The following is a 19,435-nucleotide window of genomic DNA, read 5'->3' on the forward strand; positions in this document are numbered from 1 at the left end:
TGACAAATGTCAAGGAGGTAAGAACGATGAGAAGTTCAACAGAAACCTATCATGAGGTAGCAGAACGTTGTAGTGCTTATGAAAAGACATGCCATTGCAACAGCATGACCAACAAAGCGGATGGTGAAAAGAGCTGCTTAAACTGTTCCCATTTCAGCAAGGACGAACATTGTAAATTAGATCTTTATGATCCGATTGTAAAGAATCTGAAATAACAGGAAAACAGAACTGAAGGGTTCACCCCTGATCGGTCAGCCGGAAAAGACTTAGAAAATGAGCCTTTTCCGGCTTTTTCAGGCACATACGTTCTTTTCATAATTGACACATATTCAACTAATTGATATACTTTTAGATTAGAAAAATGGAAAGGTATGTGTATCGATGATAAGTGCAAATAACGTAACATTAAGATTTGGAAAGAAAGCTTTATTTGAAGATGTAAATATTAAATTTGTACCGGGTAACTGCTACGGACTGATCGGAGCAAACGGAGCCGGTAAATCAACCTTTTTGAAGATCCTTTCAGGAGAGATCGAACCATCAAAGGGCGATGTCACAATGGATGAGGGTGAGCGTCTGTCTGTATTACAGCAGGATCATTACAAGTTCGATGAATACACAGTACTCGATACTGTTATCATGGGAAACAAGCGTCTGTATGAGATTATGAAAGAAAAAGATGCGATCTATGCAAAAGAAGATTTTACAGATGAAGATGGTATCCGTGCTTCTGAACTTGAGGGTGAATTCGCGGATATGAACGGATGGGAAGCAGAATCCGATGCGGAGACCTTGTTAAATGGTCTGGGTGTAGACACAGAATATCATTATATGATGATGAAAGATCTGGATGGTGGACTGAGGTTAAGGCACTGCTTGCGCAGGCGTTATTTGGCAATCCCGACGTTCTCCTTCTCGATGAGCCTACGAACCACCTGGATATGGATGCGATTGCATGGTTGGAGGAATTCCTGATCAACTTTGAGAATACCGTTATCGTGGTATCCCATGACCGTTATTTCTTGAATAAGGTATGTACTCAGATCGCCGATATCGATTATGCAAAGATCCAGTTATATGCCGGTAACTATGATTTCTGGTATGAGTCCAGTCAGTTGATGATCAAGCAGATGAAAGAAGCGAATAAGAAGAAGGAAGAGAAGATCAAGGAATTACAGGAATTCATTCAGAGATTCTCGGCAAATGCTTCCAAGTCCAAGCAGGCAACTTCCAGAAAGAGAGCACTGGAAAAGATCGAACTGGATGATATCAAGCCATCCAGCCGTAAATACCCATATATTGATTTCCGTCCAAAGAGAGAGATTGGAAATGAAGTATTGACTGTATCACATATCTCAAAGACGGTAGAGGGCGAGAAACTGTTAGATGATGTATCATTCACAGTAGGACATGATGATAAGATTGCATTTGTCGGACCAAATACAAAGGCAACGACAATGCTGTTCAAGATTCTTGCAGGAGAAGAAAAGCCGGATGAGGGAAGTTTTAAGTGGGGGGTTACAACTTCACAGGGCTATTTTCCGAAGGACAATACAAAGGAATTCGATAATGACCTGATCATCGTAGATTGGCTGACACAGTATTCGGAAGAAAAGGATGCAACTTATGTACGAGGCTTCCTTGGAAGAATGTTATTTGCCGGTGACGATGGTGTCAAGAAAGTAAAGGTTCTGTCCGGTGGAGAAAAGGTTCGTTGCATGTTATCCAAACTAATGATCATGGCTCCAAACTGCCTGATCTTAGATGAGCCTACAAACCATCTGGATATGGAATCTATTACAGCATTGAATAATGGACTGATCAAGTTCCCTGGTGTTATTCTGTTCTCGTCACAGGATCATCAGTTCGTACAGACAACAGCAAACCGTATTATCGAACTTACCAATACAGGTCTGATCGATAAGCAGACAACATATGATGAATATCTGGCAAATGATGAGCTTGCAAGAAAACGTCAGATCATGAACATGGATGTTGATGGAGAAGATTAAGACAGAGATTAAGATGGCAGACAGGGGATGTTTCATATGAAGATGAGATTAGAAAAGCCTGAGATTGCAAAGCGGGCAGGCGAAGAAGGAAAGATTTATTCGTTTGGCAAGGAAATATGGCGGTTTATCCTGGTATTCCTGGTCGGAAGCTTTATTGCAGGTTTGATTCCTGCAATATATGAAATGTACCTGTTCCTGTCAGATATGGAAATGTTTGACCAACTGCAGCGACTGTTCTTAAACGGAGATTCATCTTTTTCGGATATGATGGAACTGGCAACCAATATGACAGACGGAATGTATATACTTACATTATTCTGTACACTGATCCTGATCATTTCTGTTCTGATCTATTGTAATAAGATAGAAAAGCGTTCCTATTATTCTATGGGACTTGTTAAGAAAGATGGAGCAAAGCATTATGTACAGGGCTTGCTTATTGGCGCGGTATCCTTTTCTCTTTGCGTACTTGCAGGTGCTGCTCTTGGATTTATAAATATTAAGGGATGGAATCAGAACTGCAATCTGCTGATCGTGCTTTTGTATTTTATCGGATTTTTGGTACAGGGCTTCAGTGAGGAGATCGCATTCCGAGGATATTTTATGATAAGCCTGATGAAACGAAGCTCGGCAGTAAAAGCTGTTCTTGTGAATTCACTGGCATTTGCATTCTGCCATATGTTGAATCCGGGACTTACGATTCTGGCATTCCTCAACCTGCTGCTGATCGGAATATTCCTGTCACTGTATGTGATAAAAACAAATGACATCTGGGGTGCAGCGGGCTACCACAGCATGTGGAATTTTGTGCAGGGAACCTTTTATGGAATCTCTGTCAGCGGAACCAACGTAGGAAGTGCTGTTCTTTCCTCTGAAATCAAACCGGAAAATATATTCCTGACGGGCGGTAAATTCGGCATGGAGGGCAGCATCGTGGCAACTGTCGTGATGGCAGCAGTCTTAGTCCTCGGAATGCTTTACTATAATAGAAAAGAAACAAAACAGAATATAGCTGGATAGAAGAAGATCACACAGGGTTGTCTTCGGAGTGAATCCGTTATATGAATATACCCACTATAACATGACGTTTGCGAGGATTTCGTCGCAAGCAACACATTGCCAGTAAATACGGGTGCTTGTCTGAGCCGAAGGCGAGTTAGCACAGAAGTATTTACGAATCAGGCATGTGTTGCGAGCAGAAACCGCAGCAAGTCATTTATAGTGGGTATATTTATATTTGGATCACTTCAGAGACAGTCCTGTGTGATCTTCTTCTATATAGGTATTATTTATAGCTCCAATCCGAGATCGAAGATGAAGTTACAGATCTGCTTGACACGCTTCTGGTTGTCCTCGGATACGCCGGGAAAACAGATGTAGACATCGTTGTATCCCGGATTCAGTTTCTTTGCGAAGTCGGTATCGCTGATGTTAATTGCATATGGAGCACTCTTTCCTGTGTAAGCAGGAGAAGTTGTGATCTGGTCGTTGTAATCAGCGGTGAAAATATCATACAGATCGGAAGGCAATGCTTCACCCAGTGTATGAATGATCGAACTTTCACTTAAGTATTCCAGTCCCCGTTTATTTGTGATGATAATATCGTAGTAGTTTTCATCACAGAGAGTAGGAAATGCAATGTAGTTTCCGCTTTCGGCATCTTTGGATGCTTCGTTGGTGCTAATGCTTGGATCATACTTCAGATCCAGAACTTTCTGAAATTGATAATTGTCATCAAAACCATAGTAGTTCCAATAATCAGCTTCTATGACAGAGGTATCAAGTGCTTCCAGATCTTCACAGTTTACAACCGCATAGGAGAGTGCAATCGGTTTGTTGCCGCGGAAGAATGCAACTACGATCAGGCTGATTGCGATGATCACGATCAGCGGTAGCAGGATCTCCATCTTATACGCATATAAAAAGTATTGTAACTTCTGCACCAAGGTCATTCCTTCGGTCGTTTCCTTTAATCGTTTTCTTTTTGCTGCCCGACGCTCCTTACGGGACATGGTTGCAAATTCCAGTTTGTCCTCAATCTTAAGATCTTCCTTTGGTGGAACCTTGCGTGGATCTTTGAACTCGTGCGGCGGCTCCTGTTTGTTTTCGATAGTCTGTACCTTTACCGGTTCCTTCTTTTCGACGGCAGCCTGAGTATTGACAGTTTCCTGTTTAGTTTCGATATTTTGTGCCTTAGCCGGTTTTGCTGTTTGCACAGCAGTCTGCTTTTTTGCCTGTACATTGGAAGTTGCGGAGGTATGGTTGTTTTTCTTCTTTTTCTTTTTGCTGTTGCTCATAGTGTTTCCTTTTCTACTTATATAATAATGATAAGTATAACACAGATGGAAATGGATAAAAAGAAGCAGGCGTGGTAAAGAGTATGAAAAAAGAATGAAAATATAAGAAATGAAATATAAAGAATATGTATTTAGCAGGTCATAAAGACGTGTACCTTGAAAAAAACAGAATTAGCGATATGCGTTGTGGTAAAAACGTATACATTTTAACGAATCCGCAATGCACATTATATATAGATGGAGTTATACAGAAAGAGAACTGCAACTACGCGAAAAATGAGACAACGGAAAGATAAAGATTTAAATTGTATGTCAATTGAGCTAAAATTGTGGAAATAGTATAAATAAGCAGTGTCGCAAATTGGTAAATTTTTTTTAACGAAAATTTAAAAATGTACAAAAAAGATAAAAAAGAATAAAAAAGGGCTTGCCAAATTAGATAATATGTCCTATAATAAGCCTATGTTGACAAGGAAATTTGTCAATAATATCTTAAGAAAGCCACATACATAATCATGTTTGACATATTGTGCCAATGATAAGTCAATCAGATTGTGTATAATAAGTGGCAGGCATTCCAGTAAATAATACAGATGCAGATGTCAATCCGCAGAAGTATGAATGAAAGGAATAGCACACATATTTTAAAAGGAGGGTTTTTTTGTGAGAAAAATCAAAAAAGCATTGGCTCTTTCATTAGCACTTGCTATGGGATTATCACTTGTTGCTTGTGGTGACAAGACAGATAACTCAACAACAGAGTCAAAATCATCAGAAGCAACATCAGAGGCAGCATCATCAGAGGATGCATCATCAGAAGAAGCATCATCAGAGGACGCTTCAGGAGCAGCTAAGATCGAAGCTCCTAGTACAGATGGATGGGATGACAGCAAGAAGATCTACGCTTATTCATGGGATGAAGATTTCTCAAAGAAGCTGAACGTTGTTCTTGACAAGTTCCCAGAGTACAAGGATTACGTTGAGTTCGTAACACTTGGTCTTGGTGGAACATCAGATGACTACAAGACAGCTATTGATACAGCTCTTACAAGCGGAGACAAGTATCCTACACTTATCCCAGCTGATAACGATGTAGCTAAGTACTGGTCAGAAGATGATTCAAAGACAGCTAATCTGTATGACTTAGGTTTCACAGATGAGATGCTTGCTAACTCATACGACTTCGCTAAGCAGTATGGTACAACAGACGGCGAGCTTAAGTGCGTAACATGGCAGGCAACAGCAGGTTCTGTATACTACAGAAGAGACATCGCTAAGAAAGTTCTTGGAACAGATGATCCTGCAAAGGTTCAGGAAGCACTTGCTTCATGGGATAAGTTCTTCGAGACAGCTGAGACATTAAAGGCTGCTGGATACAAGATCGTGTCTGGTGCTCCTGATGTTAAGTATGCTATCTGGGATACTCAGTCACAGCCTTGGGTAACAGATGACGGTTCAAAGGAAACTCTTACACTTGACAAGTCAGTTACAGAGTATCTTGAGACAGCTAAGAAGATTTACGATGGTGAATATTCAAACAACACATCTATGTGGGATAATTCATGGGCAGCAGATATGAAGGATGATTCTAAGGTATTCTGCTACTTCGGATGTCCTTGGTTCATTGGTTCAATGCAGGGTAATGGTGCTACAGATGGTAACTGGGGAGCTGTTACAGGCCCTACATCTTATCACTGGGGCGGTACATATGTATGTGTAGGTAAGGATACAAATAACCCTGAGTTAGCTGCATTCCTTCTTTACGAATTAACATGTGATCCAGACGTAGGTGTTGAAATTACAAACCAGACAGGTGACTGTGTAAACAACAAAGAAGCTAATGCTAGACTTATCGCTGGCGAACTTAGCGCTGACAATGCAGCAGCTAAATTCCTTGGTGGCCAGAATCCTATCGAAGTATGGGCAGCATCAGCAGAAGGTATTAACCTCAGCAACTTAACATACCAGGATGCTTCAATCAAGGCATTTATTGATGAAGCTTCTACAGCATACAATTCAGGAACATACAAATCAGTTGATGAAGCTGTTAAGTATATCCAGGATAAGTGTGCATCAGAATTAGGTATTTCAGCTGAATAATCCCTAAAAACTGATTAAGTAACACAATTTGCACGCATCAGTAATGAAAGTTGCTGGTGCGTGTGTACTATAAACGATTAATTTTTAGGGGGTGCTCTTACACAATGAAAAAGAATAAGACAGTTGAATATGGAAAATATGGTTTACTTTTTCTCATTCCATTCTTTCTTGTATTCTTAGTTTTTCAGCTGTATCCTCTTCTTTATACTTTTTATAATTCATTTATCTATTCCGCTAAAAATGGTAGATATGTAACTGAGACGGTTGGTCTTGGAAACTTTACAAACTATGTATTTGCAAAGACTGGTAGCGAGTTCTGGCAGTCATTAATGGTAACAGTAGTTCTGTGGATCTTAAACTTCATTCCACAGATTTTATTGGCTTTACTTCTTGCTGCATGGTTTACAGACATCAAGATCAAGTTAAAGGGAAGCGGTATTTACAAGGTTATCATGTATATGCCTAACATTATTACAGCAGCTACAATCGCCGTATTATTCTACGGTATGTTCGAGGTTAATGGTCCTATCACGACTATTTTCAAAGACCTTGGCTGGTGTGATAAGGGTGGTATCTTAAATCATGGCTGGGCATCATTGATCATCATTGCTTTCATTCAGTTCTGGATGTGGTATGGTAACACAATGATCGTTCTTTGTGCAGGTATCTTAGGTATTAACCCATCCCTGTATGAGGCTGCAAGCGTGATGGTGCTTCATCTAAACAGCAGTTCTTCAAGATTACACTTCCATTGTTAAAGCCGATCTTACAGTATACACTTGTAACATCAGCTATCGGTGGTTTACAGATGTACGATATTCCTCAGTTGTTCAATGAGGGCGGTCCTGTAGTTGTAACAGGCAGTGGATCATCCGTTAATTCAACAACAACAGTCGTAATGCTGGTTAAGAAGTATGTAAGTGCCGGAGGTACACAGGATTATGGTAAAGCCGCTGCATATTCAGTTATGCTTTTTGCATTCACACTGATTATCAGCTTACTGTTCTACAAATTAACAGCAGAAAAATCATCAAAGGATGGAAAGTAGGTGAACAAAGTGGATCAGACAGAATCAAAAGTATCAGGAGGCAAGATTGTCAGATACGTCGTTTGTATCTTGCTTTGTTTCCTGTCAATATTGCCATTTTATATTTTGATCATTAACTCTACTTTAAAGTCAACAGAAATTGTTACAGGTATTAAATTGATACCGGGTGGAGAATTTATTACAAACTTCAAAGGTTTGTTAGCAGGTAGTGAAAAAACAAGTGGTGTTAACGTACTTCAGGCTATGTTAAACTCTTTATTGGTTACTGTTCCGGCTACAGTATTGCAGATCTATTTCGGATCATTAACAGCTTATGCAGTTACAGTATATAACTTCAAGTTAAAGAAGTTTGCATGGGGCTTTATTTATGCGATCATGATGATTCCTCAGCAGGTATCAATCGTTGGTTTCATTAAGATTTGTAACTTAACACACTTATACGGATCATTCTTAGCACTGATTATTCCGGCAATCGCTGCTCCTACTACTGTTTATTTCATGAAGCAGTACATGGAAACAGGTCTTTCAGTTGAGATCGTTGAAGCAGCCAGAATCGATGGATCGGGAGAAATGCATACATTCAATACGATTGTACTTCCGCTGTTGAAACCGGCTATGGCAACACAGGCGATCTTCGGATTCGTTGCATCATGGAATAACCTGTATACACCTTCAATTATTCTTGCAACAGAGAGACAGAAGCAGACAATGCCTATGTACGTTTCAGCGTTAAAGGCAAATGATAAGTCAAGAGACTGGGGTCAGATTTACTGTGGACTTTTCACTACAGTACTTCCAATTCTGGTTATGTACTTCTTCCTTTCTAAGTACATTATCGCAGGTGTAGCACTTGGTGGTGTAAAGGAGTAAATAGGTCTTTTATAAAATATAATGTAGGTATCGGAAGCCATGGGCGATCGATACCCACATTATATATACTGAATAAGTGAGGAGAAGCTGCGGTAGCAGGTTCTCTATATTTTTGTTTATGAGGATAATTTGATGAATGAAATGACAAACAATCAAGACAACAAGAATAGCGGAAGGGATAAAGAACCGTTTTTGAGACGGGCAATGGATGCATTTGGAACAATGTTTGCACTGAATATCTGTTTTGTAATAGGATGTATTCCGATTTTTACGATTGGTGCATCATTTACTGCATTGTATGCAATGTGCATCCGACTTCAGGAAGATGAAGAGGAAACTGTTGTTTCTGGTTTCATTCATGAGTTTAAGCGTAGTTTCAAACAATCTACGATTGCGTTTTTACTGTTGCTCGTTGCAGTTGCTGTAATGTTGGCTGAATATATTATGATCAAACGAGTAACAGGATTTATTTCAACATTTTATACATTTGTGCTTATAATTGAGGCAGTATTAGTTGCACTTGTTGTACCGTTTTTATTTCCATTAATTGCAAGGTATAATAATACGTTGAGTATCACGGTAAGAAATGCAATGGTACTTTCAATCACTTATCTGTGGTCATGGGTAAAGGTCGTTATCGCATGGTTTGTCCCGATATTTATCTGTGTGAAATATCCGGTTGTGTTTGTGAGTATCTGGTATATGTGGTTGTTGCTTTTATTTGGAGCAATTGCGTGGGGAACAACACATACGATGCGTAAGATATTCCGTTTGAATGAACAAAGGATCATTGACACTGCAGAGAAGGAGAGAAAAGCTGCGGAAGAAGCGGCAAAGGAAGCTGAACTGGATGAACAGGAATCAGTGGATGAAGAGGGAAAATAAAAGAAAAACAAATTGTATTCTTTCAAAATAAAATAAAGGAAAAAGAAAAAGTCTGTAGAATAATAAAATTGTACGGACTTTTTTGTTATATTCGTTATATTGACCATGGAGGATGGTGAAATATGCTGATTCGTGAAAAACAGGAGCAACAGGAACATGAGATTCTGAATCCTTATGCATCATTCAGTGATCAGAGCAGAGGCAGGGATCGGGAAGAAGAACAGTGCGATCTTCGGACAGTCTATCAGCGGGACAGGGATCGGATCATTCACTGTAAGGCGTTTCGTCGTCTGAAGCATAAGACGCAGGTATTTCTATCACCGGGAGATGATCATTACAGAACCAGACTGACGCATACCCTTGAGGTGGCGCAGATTGCAAGAACGATCGCAAGAGCACTTCGACTGAATGAGGATCTGACAGAGGCAATCGCACTTGGTCATGATCTGGGGCATACGCCATTTGGGCATGCAGGAGAACGGGCATTGTCCAGATGCTCCGGCAGGTCATTTCAGCATAATGAACAGAGTGTGCGTGTGGTGGAAAAACTGGAGAAAAAAGGAGCAGGACTGAATCTGACCTGGGAAGTCCGGGATGGTATGCTGAATCATAAGACCTCCTGTACACCGGCAACATTGGAAGGAAAGATTGTCCGCCTTGCAGATAAGATTGCATATGTAAACCATGATATGGATGATGCCATCCGCGGTGGTATTATGAAAGAATCGGATCTTCCGATCAGTATTGTAAAGGCTCTTGGAAGCAATACAAGAGATCGGCTGGATTGTCTGATCCATGACGTGATCGATACAAGCTATGGTACGGATACAGTTGAGATGTCGGAGGAGATCGGAGATGCATTATCAGCTCTCCGCAGATATATGTTTGAATATCTGTATACGAATCCGGTGGCAAAGAGCGAGGAAGTAAAAGCAGAAAAGTTATTAGAGATATTATATGATTATTACATGGAGGATCAGTCAAGATTGAACAATGAAAGTATAGAGATGCTCTATATGGGTGAAGATCTTGCGACGGTGATCTGTGATTATATAGCGGGGATGACAGACAACTATGCGATCGAGACATTTAAGGAGATTTATGTTCCGAGTGCATGGCAGGGTGTCTGAGATGAGACTGCAATCCGTAAGGAGGATGTGTTTAGACAGAACCTTATGGACGTATAGATAGAAAGTAGTTGAATTGGAAAGGAAGGGTAGTCGTTGTACTATTCAGATGAAGTTATAGATGAGGTGATATCCAGAAATGATATCGTGAATGTGATATCCGGGTATATCAGCCTCAGGAAAAAAGGAAGGACATTTGAAGCCTGTTGCCCATTTCATCATGAAAAGACACCGTCTTTTAAGGTGGACCGGGACAAGCAGTTGTATCATTGTTTTGGATGCGGAGCCGGAGGAAATGTATTTACATTTATCATGGAATATGAGAATATGTCATTTCCGGAAGCCGTCCAGTATCTGGCAGATAAGGCAGGCATGACGCTGCCGGAGAGTAATCAGTCCGGTCAGGATGCATCAAGAGAGAAATATAAAATATTGCTTCGGGATATGAATAAGACCGCAGCAGCATATTTTCATTACATCATGCGGCATACAGAGCATGGAAAGAAAGCCTATGAGTATTTTAAGGGCAGAGGTCTTTCGGATGAAACGATCAATCAGTTCGGTCTGGGATATGCAGACATTTACCGGGATGATCTGTATCGTTACTTGAAAGGAAAAGGATATACAGATGCAGAGTTAAAGGACTCCGGTCTGGTCGTGATCGACGAGAAAAATGGCGGATCGGACAAGTTCTGGAATCGTGCGATGATACCGATCCTGGATATCAATGGCAAGGTGATCGGATTTGGCGGACGAGTCATGGGTGATGGAAAACCAAAGTATATCAACACCAGTGATACAGTTGTATTTGATAAGAGCCGGAATCTGTTTGCGATGAATATTGCCAGGAGAAGCCGGCGAAAAGGGTTTATCTGCTGCGAGGGTTATATGGATGTCATATCCATGCATCAGGCGGGCTTTGATAATGCGGTAGCATCACTTGGAACTGCATTTACCTTTGGACATGCCAATATATTGAAGCGATATACAAATGAAGTATATTTGGCATATGACAGCGATGGTGCAGGTGTTGCGGCTACGCTGAAGGTTATATCAATCATGCGTGAAGTAGGTATCTCGGCGAGAGTCATTAATATGCGGCCACATAAGGATCCGGATGAATTTATTCAGACACTTGGCAGTGAAGCCTTTGAGGAGCGAATCAAGAATGCAGAAAGCGCGATCATGTTTGAGGTTCGTATGTTGTCGGAACAATACAATCTGAACGATCCGGAGGAGCGAACCTCCTTCCACAATGAGACAGCAAAACGACTGGCACAGATAGAAGAAGTGCTGGAGCGTAATAATTATATAGAAGCGGTATCGAACCTATACCATATTGACAAGTCAGGTCTTACAGATCTGGTACACAAATACGGAATTGCAGGTGTTCCGCGGTCAGAGATTGTAGAACGGGAAGAACGGCGGGCAGAGCATGAAGCAGAGCTGCCGATCCGGCAAAGAATAAAGCAATGAAGCTGCTTCTGACATGGATGGTCAACGAACCGGGATTATTTCAGAAACTGGATGGAATCATTGATGAAACCTGTTTTGAAGATGGTGTTTACCGGGTAGTGGCTGATAAGCTGTATTCCCAGTATCGGGAGAATGGCAGGGTAGAGCCTGCGAGCATCGTGACGACATTTGAGTCGTTGGAGGAACAGCGGCTGGTGGCAGAGATGCTTCAGACGAACATCGGAATTGATATGACGCAGGAAGAAATTAACAATGCAGTGACCGATGTTGTAAAAAAGATAAGTTTAAGCAGTATAGAAGATAAGCTGGCAAAGACAAATGATATAAGCGAGATGCAGAGCCTCATACGTGCCAAAGCGAATCTTACAAAACTGCATATTTCCTTATAGAATGGATAAACTATTATATATTTATGGAGGATCATGATTTATGGAATCAAAAGAGAATAAAGAGCAGATTGAAGAGAAATTTCAGGCGAAGCTGCAGGGCCTGCTTGAGATGGCAAAAAAGAAAAAGATGGTAATTGAAGATACAGAGATCATACGTTACTTTAATGATGCAAAAGAAATTGAGCTGAATCTGGAACGGATGGAGCAGATCTTTTCATTTTTAGAGAGCCACAATGTAGATATTCTGACGATCACAGAAGAGGATGACGATGAGGAGCTTCTGTTAGAAGATCTGGAAGAGGATGTGGATGTAGATAAGATCGACATTTCTGTACCGGACGGTGTCAGCATCGAGGATCCTGTCAGAATGTACCTGAAGGAAATTGGTAAAGTACCTCTTCTGAGTGCAGAGGAAGAAATTGAACTGGCAAAACGTATGGAAGAAGGTGATGAGCAGGCAAAACAGAAGCTTGCAGAGGCAAACCTCCGTCTGGTTGTCAGTATTGCAAAGCGTTATGTCGGACGCGGTATGCTGTTCCTTGATCTGATCCAGGAAGGAAACCTTGGACTGATCAAAGCAGTAGAAAAATTTGACTACAGAAAAGGTTATAAATTCTCCACATATGCAACATGGTGGATCCGTCAGGCAATTACAAGAGCAATCGCAGATCAGGCAAGAACAATCCGTATTCCGGTTCATATGGTAGAAACGATCAACAAGCTGATCCGTGTATCCAGACAGTTATTACAGGAACTTGGCAGGGAGCCACAGCCGGAGGAGATCGCAGAAGTTATGGATATTCCGGTTGAACGTGTGCGTGAGATTTTGAAGATTTCGCAGGAACCGGTATCCCTGGAGACACCTATCGGTGAGGAGGAAGACAGCCATCTGGGTGATTTTATTCCGGATGATAATATGCCGGTTCCGGCAGATGCTGCTGCATTTACTTTATTGAAGGAACAGTTGGTTGAGGTACTTGATACGCTGACCGAACGTGAAAAGAAGGTACTTACCCTTCGTTTTGGTCTGGAAGATGGAAGAGCAAGAACACTGGAAGAGGTTGGTAAGGAATTTAATGTAACCAGAGAGCGTATCCGTCAGATCGAGGCAAAGGCTCTTCGGAAGCTCAGACATCCAAGCAGAAGCAGAAAACTGAGAGATTATATATACTAAAATAGGGATGGAGAGCATATGATAGAACTGTCGAAACGGATGCAGTCGGTTGCAGATATGATACAGCCGTGTGATGCAGTCGGAGACATCGGCTGCGATCATGCATTTGTATCGATATATCTGGTAGAACAGCGCAGAGCAAAACGGGTGATCGCATCCGATGTCAGACGGGGACCGATTGCGATAGCAAAACGGAATATTGAAGCAATGAACCTGTCGGATCAGATTGAGATTCGTATGGGTGACGGGCTTGATACAATTGTGCCGGGCGAGGTAAACGCTGTTGTTCTGGCTGGAATGGGCGGTATGCTGATGATCGACATTCTGGAACGCGGCGAAGAGGTGGTTACACGTTGTGATCAGCTTGTGCTTCAACCACAGTCGGATATTGAAAAGGTCAGACGATATCTGGCAGAAAAAGGATATCATCTTGCAGATGAACAGATGCTGATCGACGCCGGAAAATATTATAACCTGTTGGATGTAAGGGTTCATGAGATGGTGCAGAAGGATGAATATGATTGTTCAAAGCTTGCTGATGACTGGTGCTATATGTATGGTGGAAGCCTGTTACGAAAGAAAGATCCGGTTTTACGGTCGTGGCTGGTAAAACGGCGGGATACAACGGCCGGGCTGATCAACAGCCTAAGTGGTAAGAATACGGAGAATGCGGCAAAACGGCTGAAGACAGTAAAAGCAGAACAAAAGACCATTTGTGCAGTTTTGAAGCAGGTATATGGCATAGATGGATGACAGAGATCGTGGATGATATGATCATCAGTGGCCTTTGTTGACAGAAGGGTTTTGGAGGTTTATTAGAAATATGAGCGAAAAAGCGGTACATAACAGCGTGCTGACTTTAAAAGAGCTTGCAAAGAAATGGGCAGTCCGTGTAGGGGCTGATTCGGTTGAAAAGATCAATGAGATCGTAGAAGCAGGGAAAGGCACGGAATTGATCCTTGTATGTGAAGCCATGCAGCAGAATGCGATCTATGATATAGCCAGAAGTATCCGCAGAGAGAAAAAAAGGATTGTGATGATCGCAGGACCAAGCTCTGCCGGAAAGACGACATTTTCACACCGGCTTAGTATACAGCTTTGTGCACTTGGACTGCATCCGCATCCGATTGCAGTTGATAATTATTTTATCAATCGGGAAGATAATCCAAAGGATGAAAATGGAAATTATAATTTCGAATGTCTGGAAGCTTTGGATGTAGAATTACTGAATCATGATATGAATCAGTTGTTATGCGGACAGACAGTTGAACTGCCGGAATTTGATTTTATGAATGGCAGAAGACTGTACAAAGGGGATAATTTGCGTATAGGGACTCAGGATGTTTTGATTCTGGAGGGAATCCATTCACTGAATCCCAAAATGTCATATGCACTTTCAGATGAGGATAAATATAAAATCTATATCAGTCCATTGAATCAGCTTATGATTGGATCAGAGGATAAGATTTCTACGCTGGACAGCCGGCTGATCCGCCGGATCGTCCGGGATAACCGAACCCGTGGCCATGACATAGAACGAACTCTTTCAATGTGGCAATCCGTCAGACAGGGAGAGGAACAGTATATATTCCCATATGAAGACAATGCGGATGTGATGTTTAATTCCGGATTGTTGTATGAATATTCTGTGCTGAAAAAACATATTGAACCACGGTTGATGGCAGTAGAAGAAACGTCTCCATATTATTCAGATGTCCTTCGGTTAAAAGAGCTGACTGATCGGTTTCTTCCATTGGAAGAAACTGTCGTACCACTAAACTCTATCTTACGCGAGTTTATCGGTGGAGGCTGTTTTAAAGTCTGAGGATGATTCTCACTTTGTATAAGTTAATGAACAGATAAATGGGCTGGCTATATATGTATGAAACAGACCTTTTTCTACGTCGGTACTTAGCGAGCCGCTTGAAAAGCGGAGAGTTTAGAACCGTTACGTAGAAAATAGAACGCGAGTGTTCTGTGAAATACATATATAGCCAGCCCATTTATCGTTGCTTAATATAAAAGCTGGACGATAAGCCGGGTTATGTCGAGAGTGATCATCTATCTAGGCTTTATGTTGCCATAAAGCTCAAGCGACCTACCTGAGACTTGACGGGCAGCCATTTGTCTCACAGCCGAAGCTGCTTTTTTGGTCTTGCTTCGAGTGGGGTTTACAGAGCCTGTTCTGTTACCAGAAGCAGCGGTGAGCTCTTACCTCGCCTTTCCACCCTTACCATATATATGGCGGTTTATTTCTGTTGCACTAGCCTGGGAGTTTCCTCCACCGGACGTTATCCGGCACCCTGCCCTGTGAAGCCCGGACTTTCCTCACCTGTCATATGACAGCCGCGATCACTTGTCCAGCTCATTACTTTTATAGCAGAATAGGGACGAAAAGTAAAGGGGAAAATATAGAAACAGAAACATGGTTTTTAAAACTACTTCTCATGGTATAAAAAATGGTTGAAGTGAATGGAGATGGGTGTTATAATCTCTCTATAGAAGCCTGATAATAAGTATTATCAAAGATTTGATATAAGAGGGTGAATAATATGGAGAATAATTATCTGTTAAATAAAGATTATATCAGAATAAAAAACATGAATACGATCAGCTATGGTGGTAATCAGTCATGGTGCAAGAGCAAGAAGATGCAGAAGGTAGGATGCGGAGTGATCGCACTGGCGGATATATCCATCTATCTTGCAGAACAGAATCCCGGACTTATGACAGATGCAATCCGCAAGATCAACAAGCCGAAGGGACTTTATAACAAAAATGATTACCTTGAATATGTGAAATGGTTCTATAAGCATTATGTATTTTTCCTGTGGTATAAAGGAATGACAGGCGTGACGATAATGAATACATTGAACCGTTATTTTATGCTGAATGATATTGGACTTCGTGCCAGATGGAGACTGTTTTTATCTGATGAGGAAATGATGAAACAGATCAGGCATTTGATCCGTAAAAATAAGCCGGTTGTATTATCAATTGGTCCGAATATACCAAATGTATTTGGAAATAAAGGAATCCATATGTATGTGGAAAAGGATGGGCGGATGCTTGCTTCCATGAAGAAAAATGTTCACAGCCATTTTGTTGTTGTGACAGGAGTAGAGGAAATAGCAGGTCATGAATACCTGATCGTTTCTTCATGGGGTAAGAAATACTACATCAGCTACGAAGAGTACCGTGATTATGTAAAACATTCCGGCGGAAGAATTACAAGCAGCATCCTGTACATCAAAGGAATGATCTAATACGGAAATGTCCTTCTGTAGTTTGTGCGGATATTGTTATTTATTACAAAACATATACAAGGGGTTCTGCCCCGGATACAGACAACCACTATAATATGACTCGCTGCGGTTTCGATTCGCTGCACATGCCTGATTCGTAAATGCTTCTGCGCTAACTCGCCTTTGGCTCGAACAAGCGCTCGCATTTACTGGCAATGTGCATCTTATTTCGAAATCCTCGCTTATGTCATATTATAGTGGTTGTCTGTATCCGGGGCAGAACCCCTTCTGTATGTTTATAAGGAATAACAATATCAGCGCAAAGTTAAATTAAAAAATTTTCTGTATTAATGCCTGTAACTCGGTTTCTGTCAGTTCGCGGAATTCGCCGGGAGCGAGGGCTTCGTCCAATGCCAGACTACCCATGGACAGGCGTTTTAAGTAGGTGACTTTCATGCCGAGGGCTTCAAAGGAGCGTTTGACCTGATGGTAACGTCCTTCGGTGATCGTCAGAAGAATTTCAGAGGTGCTGGTATCAGGATTGGTGCTTTTTATGACCAGAGTGCCCGGCTTGGTTGGCTTATCATCTCCGATATCCAGACCTGCCTTGAATGCTTTGATATGTTCTTCTGTTACCAGCCCGTCGATACGGGCAAAATATGTTTTTGCTACATGCTTGGATGGGGATAAGAGATTGTGGGACAGTTCTCCATCATCTGTGATGAGCAGCAGCCCTTCTGTATCAATATCCAGTCTGCCGACAGGAAACAGATTTTTTACAGAAACAGAACCTTTTAACAGATCCAGAATGGTTGTGTGCAGATTGTCATTGGTTGCGCTGACACAGCCTGCCGGTTTGTTCAGCATGTAATAGTGGTGCTTTTGATAGCCAATAACCGTTCCGTTGTAAGAAATCTGGTCTGTATTTTCATCAATCTTCTGTTCAGGAGATTTGCAGACCGTTCCATTTATTGATATCATTCCCTTTTTAATATATTGTTTTACCTGGGATCTGGAGCCGATGTCCTGATTTGCCAGAAATTTATCAATTCGCATAGCTGTTACCTGCCTTTTGTTCATTTGTTGAGTCTAAAACCATGCCTGCTGGCTGACGATTTTTCACCATTATAGCATGGATTTTTCGTTGCTGTGGAATAAATTCAGTAAATTTCAGAATATGGCTGGTATTGTGCGAAAATGTTATAATAAATCTGTAATTATGACGGAAATGTTAAGTGTGTGATTACAAAGTAATATTACAGCAGATTATATAAAATAAACAAAAAAATCCTTTGTTTATTCACAAAAAATTAATACATTTTACTATAAAAAGTTGATGTGGGGGACATATGCGTATTGACATGAAATCAAAATTAGAGTATTATTTTTAACAGAAATGTAACATTTTGTCATGGTTTTTAATAAATAGGTACGAAAAGATGAGAATTAACAGAAAAAATAATCGTTTTTCCCATATGAGAAGAGGTTTATTCAGTTATAGATATATGAAACGTAATCTGCTTGTAGCAGCAACTACGGTCGTTACGGTAGCAGGAATCGGACTTGTTGTTAAGTATGGGGAGGCGTTGGATCACAACCCTGCTTACCTGAACAGTCAGACCATTCAGACTGTTGAAGTGGAGACAACCAGTGAAGAGACTGCTTCTGTCGATACGACTGCACATCAGAACAATAGTACAACCAAGAAGGCAGCACAGAAGAAGACAGTAGTAGCAAAAGCAGAAGAGAAGTCCGAATTTGATGGTAAATTTATCGCCAAGATTGACGATACATTAAATATCCGTAAGGAGCATCGACGGATTCTGATATTGTTGGAAAGCTGTTTGATGGTAATGTAGGTGATGTTCTGGAAACAGATGGTGACTGGGTGAAAATTTCCTCCGGTGATGTAACGGGATATGTAAACAGGGATTATATTCTGACCGGTAAGGATGCAGAGACATATGCGGCAGATTATAAGAAAGTGCTTGGAACAGTAACGGATGATACCGTCCGTGTACGTGCAGAGAAGTCAACAGATTCTGATATTCTTGAGCTGGTAGCAAAGGATACGGTTCTTCCTGTAGAGGAACAGGATAAGAACTGGGTTCAGGTAACACTGGCAAATGATGTTACCGGGTACATAGCAGCAGATTATATCACAGTTGCAGAGTCTTATGAGTACGCAATGACAATCGATGATTATACAGCAATGGTTGATGCAGAGACACAGAAAACAATAGAAGTTGCATCTGCAGAAGAAGAGGTTGCATCTGAAGAAGCATCAGAACCTGAGGTTATGTCAGTAGATGAGCCGACAACGGACGATACGACAGAAACACCGACGACAGAAGAGGTGACCACAGAGGCTCCGACAACGGAAGAACCTGTTACAGAAGCACCAACAACAGAGGAAGCGACGACAGAAGCATCTTCTGTAGATCCATCTCAGTATGATGATGCTTATCTGCTTGCCTGTCTGGTCAGCATGGAAGCTGGATATGAGCCATACGAGGTCAGCTTGCAGTTGCAAATGTGGTTCTGAATCGTGTAAAGAGTGGTAGCTGGGGCAATTCAATCTCATCTGTAATTTATGCACCAAATCAGTTTCCGATGGCAACCGGAAGTGTGATGCAGGGATATCTGCAGAACGGACCGCTGTCTACTGCACAGCAGGCTGCAGATGATGCATTAGCAGGAAATAATAATATTGGATCTTTTATGAGTTTCTTGAATGTGAATTATATTGATACGGATTCCTTATCCGATTATACGGTTATTGGAAATCATTGTTTTTATTAATAAGTGAATG

Annotated in this window: 19 protein-coding genes, 1 other RNA gene and 1 pseudogene; 18 read left to right on the top strand and 3 right to left on the bottom strand. The window is 41.2% G+C overall.

Features of this window, described 5'->3' with window-relative positions; translation table 11 throughout:
- Positions 1 to 26 precede the first annotated feature (26 nt).
- The 3 genes and pseudogenes from DW959_RS11575 (at position 27) to DW959_RS11585 (ending at position 3,032) form a co-directional block, all read left to right on the top strand.
- Positions 27 to 215, top strand: a complete 189-nt coding sequence (locus DW959_RS11575) for a hypothetical protein (RefSeq protein ID WP_021943509.1) — start codon at positions 27 to 29, stop codon at positions 213 to 215.
- 166 nt (positions 216 to 381) lie between these two features.
- A pseudogene (locus DW959_RS11580) lies at positions 382 to 2,012 on the top strand (ATP-binding cassette domain-containing protein).
- 36 nt (positions 2,013 to 2,048) lie between these two features.
- Positions 2,049 to 3,032, top strand: coding sequence for a CPBP family intramembrane glutamic endopeptidase (locus tag DW959_RS11585; RefSeq protein ID WP_173784124.1), 984 nt, complete (start codon positions 2,049 to 2,051; stop codon positions 3,030 to 3,032).
- Between the two features lie 269 nt (positions 3,033 to 3,301).
- Here the strand turns inward: DW959_RS11585 and DW959_RS11595 are convergent, their stop codons facing one another.
- Positions 3,302 to 4,309 (bottom strand): hypothetical protein, encoded by a 1,008-nt coding sequence (locus DW959_RS11595; protein WP_118484648.1) that lies wholly within the window; start codon positions 4,307 to 4,309, stop codon positions 3,302 to 3,304.
- Positions 4,310 to 4,972: 663 nt separating this feature from the next.
- Here DW959_RS11595 and DW959_RS11600 point away from each other — a divergent pair.
- The 11 genes from DW959_RS11600 to DW959_RS11640 all read left to right on the top strand — a co-directional run bounded on the left by DW959_RS11600 (position 4,973) and on the right by DW959_RS11640 (position 15,203).
- A complete protein-coding gene (locus DW959_RS11600) occupies positions 4,973 to 6,409 on the top strand; it encodes an ABC transporter substrate-binding protein (RefSeq protein ID WP_117823275.1) in 1,437 nt (478 codons plus the stop codon).
- A gap of 104 nt (positions 6,410 to 6,513) precedes the next feature.
- Positions 6,514 to 7,167 (top strand): sugar ABC transporter permease, encoded by a 654-nt coding sequence (locus DW959_RS11605; RefSeq protein WP_243015447.1) that lies wholly within the window; start codon positions 6,514 to 6,516, stop codon positions 7,165 to 7,167.
- The gene (locus DW959_RS14675) at positions 7,161 to 7,457 is read left to right on the top strand and encodes a hypothetical protein (protein WP_243013955.1); all 297 of its coding nucleotides are present in this window, start codon (positions 7,161 to 7,163) and stop codon (positions 7,455 to 7,457) included. Before DW959_RS11605 ends, DW959_RS14675 begins: the two co-directional genes overlap by 7 nt.
- Positions 7,458 to 8,327: a carbohydrate ABC transporter permease gene (locus DW959_RS11610; RefSeq protein ID WP_117823278.1), complete on the top strand. Its 870-nt coding sequence runs from the start codon at positions 7,458 to 7,460 to the stop codon at positions 8,325 to 8,327.
- A 132-nt stretch (positions 8,328 to 8,459) separates the two neighbouring features.
- Entirely contained in the window at positions 8,460 to 9,212 is a 753-nt protein-coding gene (locus DW959_RS11615) for a YesL family protein (RefSeq protein ID WP_118484646.1), read from the top strand.
- Positions 9,213 to 9,334: 122 nt separating this feature from the next.
- Positions 9,335 to 10,342: a deoxyguanosinetriphosphate triphosphohydrolase gene (locus DW959_RS11620; protein ID WP_117823282.1), complete on the top strand. Its 1,008-nt coding sequence runs from the start codon at positions 9,335 to 9,337 to the stop codon at positions 10,340 to 10,342.
- Between the two features lie 93 nt (positions 10,343 to 10,435).
- Positions 10,436 to 11,815, top strand: coding sequence for a DNA primase (gene dnaG, locus DW959_RS11625; RefSeq protein ID WP_347475356.1), 1,380 nt, complete (start codon positions 10,436 to 10,438; stop codon positions 11,813 to 11,815).
- The gene (locus DW959_RS15145; protein ID WP_347475357.1) at positions 11,812 to 12,204 is read left to right on the top strand and encodes a hypothetical protein; all 393 of its coding nucleotides are present in this window, start codon (positions 11,812 to 11,814) and stop codon (positions 12,202 to 12,204) included. Before dnaG ends, DW959_RS15145 begins: the two co-directional genes overlap by 4 nt.
- A gap of 40 nt (positions 12,205 to 12,244) precedes the next feature.
- Positions 12,245 to 13,378 (top strand): RNA polymerase sigma factor RpoD, encoded by a 1,134-nt coding sequence (rpoD, locus tag DW959_RS11630; RefSeq protein WP_021943499.1) that lies wholly within the window; start codon positions 12,245 to 12,247, stop codon positions 13,376 to 13,378.
- 18 nt (positions 13,379 to 13,396) lie between these two features.
- A complete protein-coding gene (locus DW959_RS11635) occupies positions 13,397 to 14,131 on the top strand; it encodes a class I SAM-dependent methyltransferase (RefSeq protein WP_117808764.1) in 735 nt (244 codons plus the stop codon).
- A 70-nt stretch (positions 14,132 to 14,201) separates the two neighbouring features.
- On the top strand, positions 14,202 to 15,203 hold the full coding sequence (locus DW959_RS11640; RefSeq protein ID WP_118616207.1) for a nucleoside kinase: 1,002 nt from the start codon (positions 14,202 to 14,204) through the stop codon (positions 15,201 to 15,203).
- Between the two features lie 192 nt (positions 15,204 to 15,395).
- Here the strand turns inward: DW959_RS11640 and rnpB are convergent.
- Positions 15,396 to 15,746, bottom strand: an RNA gene (gene rnpB, locus DW959_RS11645) — RNase P RNA component class A.
- Positions 15,747 to 15,930: 184 nt separating this feature from the next.
- Here rnpB and DW959_RS11650 point away from each other — a divergent pair.
- Entirely contained in the window at positions 15,931 to 16,644 is a 714-nt protein-coding gene (locus DW959_RS11650) for a hypothetical protein (RefSeq protein WP_021943496.1), read from the top strand.
- A 309-nt stretch (positions 16,645 to 16,953) separates the two neighbouring features.
- Here DW959_RS11650 and DW959_RS11655 read toward each other — a convergent pair whose 3' ends face one another.
- Positions 16,954 to 17,679 carry a pseudouridine synthase gene (locus DW959_RS11655; protein WP_117808762.1) on the bottom strand — a complete coding sequence of 242 codons (726 nt, stop codon included), beginning with the start codon at positions 17,677 to 17,679 and terminating at the stop codon, positions 16,954 to 16,956.
- Between the two features lie 383 nt (positions 17,680 to 18,062).
- Between DW959_RS11655 and DW959_RS11660 the strand changes: the two genes are divergently transcribed.
- Genes DW959_RS11660 through DW959_RS11670 form a run of 3 tightly spaced genes read left to right on the top strand, consistent with a single transcriptional unit; the run spans position 18,063 to position 19,425 of the window.
- Complete coding sequence (locus DW959_RS11660; protein WP_147353083.1) at positions 18,063 to 18,482, top strand: hypothetical protein; 420 nt, start codon at positions 18,063 to 18,065, stop codon at positions 18,480 to 18,482.
- Positions 18,483 to 18,511: 29 nt separating this feature from the next.
- Entirely contained in the window at positions 18,512 to 19,168 is a 657-nt protein-coding gene (locus DW959_RS11665; protein ID WP_118616211.1) for an SH3 domain-containing protein, read from the top strand.
- Positions 19,159 to 19,425: a cell wall hydrolase gene (locus DW959_RS11670; protein ID WP_118616213.1), complete on the top strand. Its 267-nt coding sequence runs from the start codon at positions 19,159 to 19,161 to the stop codon at positions 19,423 to 19,425. Before DW959_RS11665 ends, DW959_RS11670 begins: the two co-directional genes overlap by 10 nt.
- Positions 19,426 to 19,435: the final 10 nt, after the last annotated feature.

Source organism: Clostridium sp. AM46-21 (assembly GCF_003480025.1).
Classification (GTDB): Bacteria; Bacillota; Clostridia; order Lachnospirales; family Lachnospiraceae; genus Coprococcus; species Coprococcus ammoniilyticus.